Below are 16,641 nucleotides of genomic sequence, written 5' to 3'. Positions count from 1 at the left end.
TCACGCACTCAGTCTAGATTTTGATTTGGCTTTGGGAATTTTGACAATCTGACGCGACTCCACGTCAAACAACACATCGTTGAAGTGCACATTGACACTGGCCTTTTGGCCACGTTCGATCTCTTCAAATGGGTCGACACCCAGCACACCAATCATGTAGTAATTCAAGGCCTCCATGAAACCTGTGAAGGTGCTGTTGCCCGCCTCGAACTCTTCGGCCACGATGGACCACTTGCCACCCAAGGATTCGTCTTTGACCAAGCTCACACTGCAAGTGCGGCTTTTGTAAAAGCAACCATATTGCTCTAGCTGGTAGTGCAACAGCCCCGTCAATTGACGGGGCGCATCCGGATAGAGGTAGATGGCCTGCGGGTAAATTTTGAAATAGTCCATCATCAGTTCGATCGATTTTTTGTTAATTTCAGTATAAATGAATTATTAGGTATTAATAACAAATTTCTGAAATCATTCCATGCCCGATCAAACCACGTGTGACGCATTGACGATGGTTTGTTCAATCAACAACTGTGCAGCATACGACGTGCTGTTGTAGACATTCAAGGTATGCCCTTGGTAACTGACCACCGTGTCCAGTTTGGTCCACCCTGTGATGCCAATGTTCAGCGTGTCACCCGCATCCCCCCAAATCATGGTTTGAACCTTGGCAATCGAAGCTGCCAAGGCCGTGCCACTGACGTAGGTGGTGTTGCTGCTGTTGAACACATTCATCTCGCTGGTCTCCATCACATGGTGAGCCCGGATGTAAAGCGCATTGACCGCCGTGTCGGTTTTCAAGTCAATGACTTCCATGGAGGCGAAGCGGGAAGGATCGTCGGCCTGAGAGAAGTTGAGGTTGTTGAGGGTGGTGAAGTTGAAACCCAGACCCGACGACAAACGCAAGGTATCGATCCCGGCACCACCGTCGATACGCGACAGTTGGGTGGTGTTGCCTCCAGCGCCCAAACCGTTGTTCATCGCCGTAGCCATACCGGATGACCACACAAACACATCGTTGCCTAGACCGCCGTACAGCACGTCGGCACCGCTGGAGATCAAGGTGTCATTGCCTGCGCCACCGATCAAGGTTTGCCCGCCCGTCGAGGTGAGCGTGTCAGCGCCTGAGGTACCCATTTGGTCCACAGCGCTTTGCGCAAACGCACCACTGGTGCTGCCAAAGATCACATAGCTGCGTCCTGCATCAACGCCGCCGCCCCAATCAGAAAGCCGGGCTCCCACCAACAAGTCGGCCAAACCGTCGCCGTTGACGTCCCCTGCAGCGCTGACGGCGTAACCACTTTGGTCGCTCGTCGTCTCGCCTGTGATGGCAAATCCGCCAATGCCCATGGCCACAGCCGACAAGTCAATGCCCGTCGTGCTGCTCTTGCCAAACACCACATAGCTGCGCCCGGCGTTGCTGCCTGCGCTGGGGTCCGATAAAGGTGCCCCCACAATCAGATCGGCCAAGCCGTCCCCGTTGATGTCACCCGCACTGCTGACCGTGTTGCCTTGCTGATCCGCAGCACATTGCCCATTGATCACAAAACCACCGGTGCCCGCAGCCACAGCCGACAAGTCAATGGCCCCCGAGATGGTCTTGCCAAACACCACGTAGCTGCGGCCTGCATCGGTGCCCGCCAAGGGGTCAGACAGATTCGCAGCCACAATCACGTCAGACAAGCCATCGCCGTTGACGTCGCCGGCACCACTGACAGAAAAGCCTGCCTGATCGCTGGCACTTTGCCCGTTGATCACAAAGCCACCTGTGTCCGACACAACGTCTGACAAATTGATGGCCGTGGTGCTGGCCTTGCCAAACACCACGTAGCTGCGGCCCGCATCGATGCCGCCAGCCGGGTCTGCATATGCAGCACCAACAATCACGTCGGCAAATCCGTCGCCGTTCACATCGCCTGCGCTGCTGACCGAGTAGCCGCTTTGGTCAGACGATCCCTGGCCGTTGATGACAAAGCCGCCCACGGCCACGCCTGTCGTGTCGATGGCCGACAAATTCACAACCGCCGTGTCGGTTTTGCCAAACACCACATAACTGGTGCCAGCATTGTTGTTGCCGGTCAAAGCAGTCGGGTCACCAAAACGTGCGCCCACAATCAAGTCGGCCAGTCCGTCGTTGTTCACATCACCGGCACCACTGACCGAGTTGCCGCTGGATGTGAAGTTCGTCCCTTTGATCAAAAAGCCGCCTGTGCCTGCGGCTACATCGGACAAATTGATGGCTGTACCTGCCGTCTGACCAAACACCACATAACTCGCACCGGTGTTAGACCCGGCACCGGAAAGAACCGCACTGTTGGCACCAACGATCACATCGGCCAAACCGTCACCGTTGACGTCGCCAGCCCCGCTCACCGAAAAGCCTGCGTTATCACCAGCGCTGGCACCGTTGATCACAAAGCCACCGGTGCCCGCAACCACATTCGACAGGTTGATGGCCGTGCCCAATGAGCTGCCAAACACCACATAGCTGCGGCCCGAATTGGCCCCCGCAATGCCAGAGGAATAAAGTGCGCCCACCATCAAGTCGGCCAAGCCGTCGCCGTTGACGTCGCCGGCGTTGCTGACCGAATACCCACTGCGATCACTCACACCCTGGCCGTTGATCACAAAGCCCCCCGTGCCTGCTGCAATCGCAGACAAGTTCACAGTCGGCTGTGAAATCGTGCTGTTGGCCATCACCTGCACGCTGTTGGTGTTGTCTTGCCACACCGTGTAGGTGTTGCCGCCGTAGGTCACCGTGCCCACACTGTTGAAGGCGTTGGCAAAGTTCAAGGTATCAAGCGCGCTACCGTCCACCACCAACTGGTGCATGCGCACCGTACTACCCAAGGTGTAGGTGCCACTGGCCCAGCCGCTGGTGGCGCTGTTGATCAGGTTCATGCCCGCCATGTCTTGCACATCGCGCACACCCAGGGTGAGTGTGTTGGCACTGGTGTCCGTGGACAGGTCTATTTTTTCAATGCTGCTGATGCGGCTGCCGCCATCTGGGCTGGATGCCGCCGCGTTGCTGATGAGCGTCAAGTCCAGGTTGGCCCCACCCGTCACACGCAGCGTGTCGTTGCCACCACCACCGTCGATGCGGGCCAACTGCGAGGTGTTGCCACCCGAGCCAAAGCCGCTTTGCAAAGCGGTCACCATGGCCGAAGTCACCACAAAAGTATCGTCACCTGAGCCACCGTACAAAATGTCAGCACCTGTGCTCGCACTGGCCGTCAACGTGTCGTTGCCTGCCCCACCCATCAAGGTTTGACTGCCTGTTGAAGTGAACGTGTCAGCGGCTGAAGTGCCCATCTGGTCCACCGCGCTCTGTGCAAACGCACCGCTGGTGCTGCCAAAAATCACATAGCTGCGACCCGCAGAAGAAGTTGCACCGTTAGCGCCCACAATCAAATCAGCCAGGCCATCGCCGTTCACATCCCCTGCTGCGCTGACCGAGATACCACTTTGGTCATTGGCCGACTGCCCGTTGATCGCAAAGCCACCAACACCCAAGGCCACTGCGGACAGGTCCACTGCGGTGAACGACGTTTTGCCCCACACCACATAGCTGCGCCCTGCGTTGTTACCAGACACTGGATCAGAGTAGTTCGCGCCCACGATCAAATCAGCCAAACCGTCGCCGTTCATATCACCGGCCGTGCTCACCGAGATGCCATTTTGATCAGCAGCGCATTGCCCGTTGATCACAAAGCCACCCGTGGCACCGGCTGTGGCAGCGATCAGAGACAAATCAACTGCCGCGCTGCCTGTTTTGCCAAACACCACATAGCTGCGTCCTGCGTTGGCGCCCGATGCTGGATCGGAGAGGTAACCGCCCACAATCACATCGGCCAAACCGTCGCCGTTGACGTCACCGGCCGCACTGACCGAGTAACCTGTTCGATCACTGAAACCTTGCCCGTTGATCACAAAGCCGCCCGTGGCACCCGACGTAGCAGCCACTGCGGACAACTCCACAGCCGTCGTTCCCGTTTGGCCAAACACCACATAGGTGTGCTCAATGAAGCTGCCGCCCGGGTAGTAGTAGGGTGCGCCAACGATCAAGTCAGACAAGCCGTCCCCGTTCACATCCCCTGCATTGCTCACAGAGTAGCCGCTGCATTCGTTGTTGCATTGACCTTTGATGACAAAGCCCCCCGTGCCTGAGGCTATTGCTGCCACGTTGACGGTTGTCAACGCAGCAGTGGTGCCAAACATCACGTAACTGGAGCCACGATCAGACCCTGCGGCGTCGTTGCCCCAGGCGCCCAGAATCACATCGGTCAAACCATCGCCGTTGACGTCACCAGCGGCACTCACCGATATGCCGGAGAAGTCATAACCGTTCTGACCCACCACAGTAAAACCACCGGTCCCGTTGGACACATCGGTCAACTGCACCGCCAGTCCACTTGTTTTGCCGTACACCACATAGCTACGGCCTCTTTGCAAGGCCCCCGAAGCAGAGGAGGCATAAGCACCAACGATCAAATCAGACAAGCCATCGCCGTTGAAGTCTCCAACGCCTGACACGGAATAGCCACTCAGATCGTTGCAAACAATCGTACTTCCAGCCACCACATACGAGCCCGACTCGCCATTGATGACAAAACCACCCGTGCCTGCGGCCACCGCAGACAAATTGATCGCCGTGTTGTCGGTCTTGCCAAACACCACATAGCTGCGCCCTGCATTGGCACCGCCTGCCGGGTCTGAATAAGGCGCGCCCACGATCAAGTCTGTCAAGCCGTCGCCGTTCACATCACCGGCACTGCTGACCGAAAAGCCGCTTTGATCGCTCGCGCATTGGCCGTTGATGACAAAGCCACCCGTGCTCGCCGCAATGGCCGATAAATTCAGGCTGGGCTGCGCGATCGCACGGTTGGCCATCACCTGCACGCTGTTGGTGTTGTCTTGCCACACCGTGTAGGTGTTGCCGCCGTAGGTCACCGTGCCCACACTGTTGAAGGCGTTGGCAAAGTTCAAGGTATCAAGCGCGCTACCGTCCACCACCAACTGGTGCATACGCACCGTGCTAGGCAAGGTGTAGGTGCCACTGGCCCAGCCGCTGGTGGCGCTGTTGATCAGGTTCATGCCCGCCATGTCTTGCACATCGCGCACACCCAGGGTGAGTGTGTTGGCACTGGTGTCCGTGGACAGGTCTATTTTTTCAATGCTGCTGATGCGGCTGCCGCCATCTGGGCTGGATGCCGCCGCGTTGCTGATGAGCGTCAAGTCCAGGTTGGCCCCACCCGTCACACGCAGCGTGTCGTTGCCACCACCACCGTCGATGCGGGCCAACTGCGAGGTGTTGCCGCCCGAGCCAAAGCCGCTTTGCAAAGCGGTCACCATGGCCGAAGTCACCACAAAAGTATCGTCACCTGAGCCACCGTACAAAATGTCAGCACCTGTGCTCGCACTGGCCGTCAACGTGTCGTTGCCTGCCCCACCCATCAAGGTTTGACTGCCTGTTGAAGTGAACGTGTCAGCGGCTGAAGTGCCCATCTGGTCCACCGCGCTCTGTGCAAACGCACCGCTGGTGCTGCCAAAAATCACATAGCTGCGACCTGCGTCTGTACCCCCTGCTGGGTCACCCCCACTTGCGCCTACGATCAAATCGGCCAAACCATCACCATTCACGTCACCAGCGGCGCTCACCGACACGCCTACTTGGTCCATCGCGCACTGTCCGTTGATCACAAATCCACCGACACCCGTTGCCACCGCCAATAAATCAACCGCTGTGGTCCCAGTCTTGCCAAACACCACGTAGCCACGCCCACTAAAAGGCGACCAAGCAGTAGCCCCAATGATCAAATCGGCTAAACCATCTCCGTTCACATCGCCTGCATTGCTAACCGAATAACCGCTGTACTCACCAGCGCACTGTCCGTTGATCACAAAACCGCCGGTGCCTGCTGCAACAGTGGATAAGTTGATCACCGTGCTGTCGGTCTTGCCAAACACCACATAGCTGCGCCCTGCGTCCGCGCCAGCCGCAGGGTCTGCATTGCGTGCACCCACAATCAAATCGGCCAAGCCGTCACCGTTCACGTCACCTGCGGCACTGACTGCACAGCCACTGATATCAGCAGCACATTGGCCATTGATCACAAAGCCACCCGTGCCCGCAGCCACGGCAGACAAATCAATCCCCGTGGTGTTGGTCTTGCCATACACCACATAGCTGCGCCCAGCATCTACTCCAGCAGCGGGGTCAGACTGGCTTGCGCCCACAATCACATCAGCCAAGCCGTCACCGTTCACGTCACCTGCGGCGCTAACTGCATTGCCAATGTTCTCACCAGCACATTGGCCGTTGATCACAAAGCCACCCGTGCCTGCTGCCACTGCCGATAAATCGATGGCTGTGGTGGTGGTCTTGCCAAACACCACATAGCTGCGTCCCGCGTCTAGACCCGCCGCAGGGTCTGATAATCGCGCCCCCACAATCAAATCGGCCAAACCATCCCCGTTCACATCACCCGCGGCACTGAGTGACAGGCCACTTTGATCACTGGCGGCTTGGCCATTCATCACAAAACCACCTATGCCCGCAGCTATGGCGGACAGGTTGATCGCCGCGCTGTCTGTCTTACCAAACACGACATAGCTGCGTCCCGCATCTGTGCCCGTCGCAGGGTCCGACAAGCATGCCCCAACAATCAAGTCAGCCAGACCATCACCGTTCACATCGCCGGCATTGCTGACCGAATAGCCACTTTGGTCACTGGCGCATTGGCCATTGATGACAAAACCACCGGTGCCTGCGGCCACAGCGGATAAATTGATCGCCGTGTTGTCGGTCTTGCCAAACACCACATAACTGCGCCCTGCATCGGCGCCCGCCGCGGGATCTGACTGGCGCGCCCCCACAATCAAGTCGGCCAAACCATCGCCGTTCACGTCACCGGCGCTGCTGACCGAATACCCGCTTTGGTCGCTCGCACATTGGCCATTGATCACAAAGCCACCCGTACCCGCTGCGATTGCAGACAAGTCCACACTCGGCTGAGCAATCGCACGGAAAGCAATCACCTGCACACTGTTGGTGTTGTCTTGCCACACGTTGTAGGTGTTGCCAGCGTTGGTCACCGTGCCCAGGTTGTTGAATGCGTTGGCAAAATTCAAGGTATCGCTGGCGGTGCCATTCACCACCAACTGATGCATGCGCACCGTGCTGGCCAAGGTGTAGGTGCCACTGGCCCAACCGCTGCCGACAGAGCTGTTGACCAGGTTCATGCCTGCCATGTCTTGCACATCGCGCACACCCAAGGTCAGTGTGTTGGCGCTGCTGTCCGTGGAGAGGTCTATTTTTTCGATGCTGCTGATGCGGCTGCCCACCTCAGGGTCACTGACCGACAGATTGCTGATGCTTGTCAAGTCCAGGTTAGCACCGCCCGTCAGGCGAATCGTGTCCAGCCCTGTGCCGCCATCAATGCGCGCCAGTTGTCCATCGGCGGCGCTGTAGGTACTGGTCAACTTGCTGATGTTGCCGCTGCCGATGACGAACACGTCGTTGCCCGAGCCACCGTACAGCACATCGGCACCCCCGCCGCCAATGAGGGTGTCGTTGCCCGCACCGCCCACCAAGGTTTGGGTACCTGTTGAGGTGAGGGTGTTGGCACTGGCGTCGCCCATCTGGTCCACCGCCGTCTGCGCGAAAGCACCAGTGGTGCTGCCAAAAATCACATAGCTGCGCCCTGCGTTGTTGCCCGAAGCCACATCGCTGCCCCAAGCACCCACGATCAAGTCGGCCAAGCCATCGCCGTTGACATCGCCAGCACCGCTGACCGAGCCACTGTTGTCGGAAGTGCTTTCACCGTAAATCACAAAACCGCCCGAGCCTGCCGCAATCGCCGACAACTCCACGGTGGTGGTGCCCGTTTTGCCAAACACCACATAGCTGCGCCCAGCACCAGCGCCCCCGAGGGAAGACGCCAATGGCGCACCAATGATCATGTCCGCCAAACCGTCCCCGTTGATGTCCCCGGCCACGCTCACCCACATGCCGCTTTGGTCGCCCGCACATTGACCGTTGATCACAAAACCGCCGCTGCCCGCGGCGACGTTGGACATTTGAATGGTGCTGTTGCCTGAGTTGCCAAATACCACGTAAGTCCGCCCGGCGTTGATGCCAGCGGCAGTGTCCGATTGGTAAGCACCCAAAATCACATCGGCATACCCGTCGCCGTTGACGTCGCCTGCGGCGCTGGCCGGGCCCCTGGAGTAACCACTCAAATAGCCTGCACCTGAGCCTTGAATCAACAAGCCGCCACTGCCCGAGGCCACGTCCGACAAGCTCACGGCGCTGGTGCTGGTCTTGCCATACACCACATAAAAACGTCCCACATCGGTCCCGCTGGTGGGGTCGGGCTGTGGCGTGGCCACCAGCAGGTCTGCTGCGCCGTCACCGTTGAAGTCGCCAATGCCAGTCACCGTGATGCCGCTTTGGTCTTCGGCACTTTGCGCGTTGATGACAAAGCCGCCCGTACCCGCGCTGATGCTGGACAAATTAATTGCTGTGGAAGCCGTGGTGCCAAACACCACATAGCTGCGCCCGGCGCGATTGCCCGCCAGCAAGTCTGACTGCGGCGCGCCAATGATCAGGTCGGCCAAGCCGTCGCCGTTGACATCGCCTGCGGCGTGCACAGAAAAACCGCTGTGGTCGTTGAAGCACTCGCCGTTGATCACAAAACCACCACTGCCCGCGACAATGGCCGACAAGTCCACAGCGGTGGTGGTGGACTTGCCATACACCACATAACTGCGTCCCGCGTTGGCTGCGCCAGTCAGATCGGCCCAATGGGCGCCCACCACCACGTCGGCAAAGCCGTCGCCGTTGATGTCGCCAATGCCGCTGACCGACACGCCGCTGAAGTCGGCAGAACATTGGCCATTGATGACAAAGCCACCCGTGCCCGCAGCCACCGCCGACAAATCAATCGCTGTGCTGTCGGTCTTGCCAAACACCACATAGCTTCTGCCGCTGTAGCCGTCCACAATGCCCCACGGGTGCCACGCACCCACCATCACATCGCCCAAGCCATCGCCGTTGACGTCGCCCACACTGCTGACCGACCAGCCACTTTGGTCGCGGTGCGTTTGTCCATTGATGACAAAGCCACCCAAGCCCAAGGTCAGGTCGTGCAAATACACGGCGTTGGCGCGCATCGTCAGCGTGACCGCCTGGGTGCTGGTGTTGCCCGCTGTGTCGCTGGCGATGACGCTGAAGTCGTACACATGGTCGCCACCCGAATCGTTGGTTTCGCCATATTTTTCGGTGGCATTGAACGTCAACACCCCGGTGCTGCTGTTGATCGTGAACCAGCGTGCGTCACCCGTGTTGGGTGTAGCCAAGCTGTAGGTCACGGCATAAGCATCGGTGCTGGCCGCGGTGTACACCGTGGTGGCAGTTGTCACACCCGCCCCCGTGTCTGTCACAGAAGGCGTGGCCGCACTGGTGAAGGTGGGCGCTGTCGCATCAATGGTGACCGAATGGTTGCCCGAGGTGCTGTAGACCGTGCCGCCACCCGCGTCTGTGATGCGCGCGTTCAGCACGTAGGTGTTGCCAGTGGTCAGCGTGGGAGTTGCCACATCGACATAGCCGTTCGAAATGTCCGAAGCCTGCAATGTGACCGCAACGCTCAAATCAGAAGCACTGTTGAACAAACGCACCACGTTGCCAGCCACAGCCCCAGAGCTGACCAACCCGACGCGAACTTGCAGCACCGTATCGTCTGTGACGGCGCCATTGGCCAAGCGACCCGTGATCGTGCCCACGTTGTCGGTCACGCTTTCGATGTAAGGCGAGCCAGGGTTTTGGGTGTTGATGGCTTGGCTGCTGTCGGTATACGCCACACTGGGGTTACCGGCCAAATCTTGCACCGCATTGCTGGACAAGACCAAGGTGATGGTGCTGTTGTTCACCCCCATTTGCGGGTCAACCACCACTTGCCATTGGGTGGCAGGCACATTCAAGCTGGTGATGCTGTAGACCGTGCCGTTGGTCACCGTGAAGTCAGCGGCGGTCAAGCCACCGGTCACGGCCTCCGAGAAGGTGTAGGTGTAGGTGACACGACCCGAGTTGTAGGTCACTGTGCCGGGCACGTTGTCGGTGACGCTGGTCACCGTGGGGCTCACTTTGTCTACCGCCAAGGCTTGCGTGGTGCTGGCCACGTTGCCATAGACGTCGGTGAGCTGGGCACGCACAGTGCCCGCTGTGGTTGCTGCCAGATCAGCCGCAGCAATGTTGGCGCTCCAATGCCCTGAGGCATTGACGGTGGCGGTGTAGGTTTTTCCGTTGAACCCGGTGAGGCTGACCGTGTTGTTCACCTCGGTCATATCGGCTGTGCCGCTCACGGTCAAATCGCTTTGCACCTCCAGCGCATTGAGTGTGTTGTCACCGGCCAGCGTGGAAATCGTCAAGTTGGGGGCTACACGATCCACCGTCAATTCACCGGAACTGCCGTCATACAAAGTGGTGCCGTTGGACAGCACCAGGCGCACCGCCACATCGTATTGACCATCGGCCGTGATCACGCCCGATGGCAAGGCCAAACTCCACGACTGGTTCACCGAGTTGTAGCTCAGCGCCGCAGGATTGGAGCCACCGCCCACGGTGTAGGTGTAAGAAGCATTTTGAATGGTGACCGTGAACGCATCGCCATTGCTCAGCGCAGTGTGAGCCCCAGACACCAACCGAAAAGCTGCGCCCGTCAAGGTAGGTGTCAAGCTGTTGGTCAACACCTGTTGCACGGTGGGTGCGCCGTTGTTGGCAAGGTCTACCGTCAAGGTCTGAGTGGTTGCCGCAGACATATTGCCCGCCACGTCTACACCGCGCACCTGCACGTCGTAAGCATTGCCGTCCATCAACGCCTGGATGGCGTCATAGGGCACATCAATACTCCAGGTGTTCGCCGTCGTGACGGTGCCTGTGTAGGTGGTGCGGTTGAGCACCAGGGTGTAGCTCGACCCCACCTCCAAGCCAACACCTGTGCCTTGAATCACAAACGGAGACACACCGGCCAGCGCATCCAGTTCGCTTTGGCTCAGCAGGTTGTCGCTTCCCGACAAGGGGGTGCTGATGGTCATGGTCGGCGCGGTGGTGTCCACCGTCACCGTGTAAGTGCTCGATGCCGAACTGATGTTGCCTGCCAAGTCCGTGATCTTGGCGTTGAAGGCGTAGCTGCTGCCGTTGGTCAGCGTGTTGGTGGTGACGTCCACATAGCCGTTGCTGATGTGGCTGGCACTCAAAGTCACGGCACTGGCCACGGCGCTGGTGTTGTCGTACAGCTGCAAGGTGTCGTTCACCACTGCATTGGTACCACTCAGGCTGACGCGCACCACCAACAGCGTGTCGTCACTGCGCCCGCCGTTGCTGACCACGCCCATGATCGACCCCACATCATCGGTGACGCTGGTGATGTTGGGCGCGACAGGTGCGGTGGTGTCCACCAAATAGCCGGCGTTGTCCGTGACTGAGGCGTGTGTGAGCGTGGCGCTGTTGCCCGCGGCGTCTTTGAGCGTGCCGCTGTTGAGCGCCAGACTGTTGGTGTCGATGCTGATGCCATTGGCATCGGTCTGCCCTGCCAACACGGTGTAGTTGAAGACCAAGGCTGTGCTGCCACTGCCCGAGGCGTAGCTGGCCTGCACCGTGGTGCCCCCAATGTTCAAGGCCAGCTGCGGCGTACCGGTGACGGTGGTGACTTCACTCATGGTCACGGTCACACTCACCACATCGCCCGTGTTGAGGGTGTTGTTTTGAATGCCTGTGGCGCCACTGATGGCCACGCTGCTGACGGTGGGCGCCGCCACATCGCGCGTCAACGTGGGGCCGGTGGCCGTGAGGGTGTTGCCTGCGGCGTCGTACAAGATCACGCTCATTTGCCCGCCCGCCGTGATGGCCGCTTGCACCTCGGCAGCGGTGGGGGTGCCATCGCTGGTGGTGTAAACCAGCGTGGTGTCTGCTGCTGCAATGGCGCTGTCGGTGCCAATCAAGTTGGCTCCCACATAAAACTCGGCCTTGCCACCGGTCGCCTGCCCAGCCGTCACCGTGGCCGAGAAAGCCATGGCGGTGTTGCTGGCGTTGAGCGTGTTGGTCACCACCGTGCCCCCACTGGGGGTCAGGGTGAGCGCTGTCAATGTCGTGGGTGCGGTGGTGTCCACCAGATAACTGGCGTTGTCTGCCACCGCCGTGTGCGTGAGCGTGGCGTTGTTGCCAGCGGCATCTTTGAGGGTACCGCTGTTGAGTGCCAAGCTGTTGGCCGCAATGCTGATGCCGTTGGCATCGGTCTGACCGGCCAACACGGTGTAGGTGAACACCAGCGCCGTGCTGCCACTGCCCGAGGCGTAGTTGGCATACACCGTGGTGCCGCCGATGTTGAGGGCTAAGCGTGGCGTGCCGCTTGTGGTGTCCACCACGGTGGCTTCGCTCATGGTGGCGGTCACGCTCACCACATCGCCTGCGTTCAAGGTGCTGTTTTGAATGCCCGTGGCACCGCTGATGGCCACACCACTCACCGTGGGCACTTTGGTGTCAATCGCTTGGCTGTCCAAACCACTCAGGCTGGCGTTGGTGGCCGTGTTGCCGGCGGTGTCGCTCAAGCCTGTGCCCACCAAGCTCAAAGCCACGTTGCCACTGGCCACGTTGGCGGTGGGCGTGACGCGCACGGTGTATTGGTTGTTGCCCAGGCTGGTCACGCTGCTGACCGTGCCGTTGGTGGCGGTGAAACTGGTGGTGCTCACAGTGCCGTAAATGGCATCGTCAAAGGTCACCGTGAAATCGATCACACCGTTGGTCACCGCCGCCGCCACGTTGTCGGTGACGGTGGTGATGGTGGGGCCGGTCTGATCGACGGTGTAGGGATTGCTGTAAATCTGCGAGTAGTTGCCACCGCCTTCGTTGTGGCGCACCACCACGCTGCTGGTGCCCATCAACAAGGTGGGCGATGTGATCAACACTTCTTTGGAGTGCACATAGCTGGCCACGGTGTAGGTCAAGCCGCCGTCCACACTGATTTCGTAACTCGACGCATTGGCAGCCGTGATGATGGACGCCAAGAAGTGCACCCGAATGCTGTTGGGGGTTTGTATCGAGGTGATGAAGTCGGTGTTGCTCACCCCCGTGTCGCCGCTCTTGGTCGAGCCCAGTTCTACAAAGTCAATCGTGCCAGTGACGGTGATGCTGGTGCTGGCAGCGGCGCTCAAGTTGCCCGCAGCGTCTGCGGTGTAGAGCTTGATGGTTCCGGCGGCCAAGCCAGACAAAGCCACAGTGGTGTTGGTGTTGGCACTGCTGACAGCGCCCGAAACCCATTGCGAACCATCCAATGCCAGGATGTCTGCCTCGCTCAACACCGTGTTGCTGTTGTTGACCAAATAGGCCGTACCTGCCTCTGAACTCTTCACCGTGGCGCTGCTGGTACTGGCAATGCTGCCTGTGCTCACCAAGGTAGCGGTCGGTGCCGTGGTGTCCACCATGTAATTGATGTTGTCTGACACCAAACTGCTGCTCAGGGTGGCGGCGTTGCCAGCCGCATCTTTGAGGGTGCCACCATTCAAGCTCAAGGCATTGGCCGCCAAGCTGATGCCGTTGGCATCGGTCTGACCGGCCAACACGGTGTAGCTGAACACCAAAGCGCTGGTTCCGCTGCCCGAGGCATAGCTGGCTTGCACGGTGGTGCCACCGATATTCAACGCCAACTGAGGTGTACCGGTGACGGTGATGGCCTCATTCAAGGTCACCGTCACATTCACCACGTCCCCCGCGTTGAGGGTGTTGTTTTGAATGCCCGTGGCATCGGTGATGGCCACGCTGCTGACCGTGGGTGCCGTGGTGTCCACCAAGTAGCTGGCGTTATCAGCCACCAAGCTGTGCGTGATGGTGGCGTTGTTGCCCGCTGCGTCTTTGAGGGTGCCGCTGTTGAGCGCCAAGCTGTTGGCCGCGATGCTGATGCCGTTGGCATCGGTCTGACCTGCCAGCACCGTGTAGTTGAAGACCAAGGCCGTGCTACCACTGCCCGAGGCGTAGCTGGCATACACCGTGGTGCCACCGATGTTCAAGCCAATGCGCGGTGTGCCACCCGTGAGGTCCACCACCGTGGCCTCGCTCATGGTCACGGTCACACTCACCACGTCGCCCGCATTGAGGGTGCTGTTTTGAATGCCGGTGGCGCTGGTGATCGCCACACCGCTGACCGTGGGTGCGGTGGTGTCCACCAAGATGCTCGGGTTGTCGGTGACGGCGCTGTGCGTCAACGTGGCCACATTGCCTGCCGCGTCTTTGAGGGTGCCGCTGTTGAGCGCCAGGCTGTTGGCGTCGATGCTGATGCCGTTGGCATCGGTCTGTCCGGCCAAGATGGTGTAGCTGAACACCAAGGCCGTGCTGCCACTGCCCGAGGCGTAGCTGGCCTGTACCGTGTTACCACCAATGTTCAAGGCGAGTTGTGGCGTACCGGTGACGGTGGTGACCTCGCTCATGGTCACGGTCACGCTCACCACATCCCCCGCATTGAGGGTGCTGTTTTGAATGCCCGTGGCCCCGGTGATGGCCACACTGCTGACCGTGGGTGCGGTGGTGTCCACCAGATAACTGGCGTTGTCGGCCACCAAGCTGTGCGTGATCGCGGCACTGTTGCCAGCCGCATCTTTGAGCGTGCCGCTGTTGAGCGCTAGGCTGTTGGCCGCAATGCTGATGCCATTGGCATCGGTCTGGCCTGCCAACACGGTGTAGTTGAAGACCAGGGCCGTGCCGCCGCTGCCCGAGGCATAACTGGCATACACGGTGGTGCCACCGATGTTCAAGGCAATGCGCGGTGTGCCACCCGTGGTGTCGACCACCGTGGCTTCGCTCATCGTCACGGTCACGCTCACCACGTCACCCGCATTGAGGGTGCTGTTTTGTATGCCCGTGGCGCTGGTGATGGCCACACTGCTGACCGTGGGTGACACGGTGTCGATGCTGATGCTGGGCGTGCTGCCCGCGCCGCCGTTGTTGCCCGCGGCATCGGTGTAGGCACTGCTGGCCACGGTGATGCTGGCGCTGCCGCTGGCCAAGCTGGCCGTGGGCGTGAAGGTGGCGGTGTAGACCTTGGGGTCTGCTGTGACCGTGAGGCCGCTGAGCGTGCCGTTGGTGGTGGTCACGTCGCCCGCCGCAAAGCCCGTGGGTGCTTCGCTGAAGGTGAAGCTGATGGTGGCTGTCTCACCCGCCTTGAGCGTGCTGGCGCTGCTGCTGATGGCCAGCGTGGGGGCCAAGGTGTCAATGCTGATGCTCGGCGTGGTGCCCGCACCGCCGTTGTTGCCTGCCGCATCGGTGTAGGCACTGCTGGCCACGGTGATGCTGGCGCTGCCACTGGCCAAGCTGGCCGTGGGCGTGAAGGTGGCTGTGTAGACCTTGGGGTCTGCCGTGACCGTGAGGCCGCTGAGCGTGCCGTTGCTGGTGACCACATCGCCCGCTGCAAAGCCCGTGGGCGCTTCGCTGAAGGTGAAGCTGATGGTGGCTGTCTCGCCCGCCTTGAGCGTGCTGGCGCTGCTGGTGATGGCCAGCGTGGGGGCCAGGGTGTCGATGCTGATGCTGGGCGTGGTGCCTGCACCGCCGTTGTTGCCTGCCGCATCGGTGTAGGCACTGCTGGCCACGGTGATGCTGGCGCTGCCGCTGGCCAAGCTGGCCGTGGGCGTGAAGGTGGCCGTGTAGACCTTGGGGTCTGCTGTGACCGTGAGGCCGCTGAGCGTGCCGTTGGTGGTGGTCACGTCGCCTGCCGCAAAGCCCGTGGGCGCTTCGCTGAAGGTGAAGCTGATGGTGGCTGTCTCGCCCGCCTTGAGCGTGCTGGCGCTGCTGGTGATGGCCAGCGTGGGGGCCAGGGTGTCGATGCTGATGCTGGGCGTGGTGCCTGCACCGCCGTTGTTGCCTGCCGCATCGGTGTAGGCACTGCTGGCCACGGTGATGCTGGCGCTGCCGCTGGCCAAGCTGGCCGTGGGCGTGAAGGTGGCCGTGTAGACCTTGGGGTCTGCTGTGACCGTGAGGCCGCTGAGCGTGCCGTTGGTGGTGGTCACGTCGCCTGCCGCAAAGCCCGTGGGCGCTTCGCTGAAGGTGAAGCTGATGGTGGCTGTCTCGCCCGCCTTGAGCGTGCTGGCGCTGCTGGTAATGGCCAGCGTGGGTGACACCGTGTCAAGGGTGACCGTGTACAGCGCAGATGCCGTGCCCACGTTGCCCGCCACATCGGTGATCTTGGCGTTGAACGCGTAGGTGTTGCCGTTGCTCAACAGGGGCGTGGTGATGTCCACATAACCTGCCGTCACCTGAGCGCCCGTGAGTTGCACCGCAGTGCCCATGGGCGTGAGGTTGTCGTACAACTGCAAGCTGTCGTTGGCCACCGCGTTGGTGCCACTCAAGCTCACGCGCACGGTGGGGCGGGTGTCGTCGCTGACACCGCCACTGGCCACATGGCCGGTGATGGTGCCCACGGTGTCGTTCACATAGGCAACGGTGGGCGCATTGGGTGCCACTTTGTCAACGCCCAACAAGCGCGTGGCCGAAGCGGTGTTGCCGTAGACATCGGCCAGGCTCGCCGTCAGCGTGCTTTGGTCTGTCAGCAAGGCCAAGTCAGCCGCCAACACCGTGACCATCCAACTGCCATCGGCCTGCACCGT

At 60.3% G+C, this 16,641-nt stretch carries 2 protein-coding genes; both read right to left on the bottom strand.

Translation table 11 applies throughout. From position 1 onward, the window contains the following. Positions 1-393 carry a hypothetical protein gene (locus tag B9Z41_RS00010; RefSeq protein WP_158236096.1) on the bottom strand — a complete coding sequence of 131 codons (393 nt, stop codon included), beginning with the start codon at positions 391-393 and terminating at the stop codon, positions 1-3. Positions 394-480: 87 nt separating this feature from the next. Beyond that, on the bottom strand, positions 481-16,617 hold the full coding sequence (locus B9Z41_RS00005; protein ID WP_233202433.1) for an Ig-like domain-containing protein: 16,137 nt from the start codon (positions 16,615-16,617) through the stop codon (positions 481-483). Positions 16,618-16,641: the final 24 nt, after the last annotated feature.

The sequence above is a fragment of the Limnohabitans sp. JirII-31 genome, assembly GCF_002778315.1.
In the GTDB taxonomy this organism is placed as follows: domain Bacteria; phylum Pseudomonadota; class Gammaproteobacteria; order Burkholderiales; family Burkholderiaceae_C; genus Limnohabitans.
The sequence above is the reverse complement of the archived record's forward strand: the minus strand, read 5'-3'. Positions and strand labels throughout refer to the sequence as shown.

Bases quoted from the DNA above. Each gene is read 5' to 3' on its own strand.
- B9Z41_RS00005 (WP_233202433.1), bottom strand. From the start codon at position 16,617: ATGGTCACGGTGTTGGCGGCTGACTTGGCCTTGCTGACAGACCAAAGC.
- B9Z41_RS00010 (WP_158236096.1), bottom strand. From the start codon at position 393: ATGGACTATTTCAAAATTTACCCGCAGGCCATCTACCTCTATCCGGAT.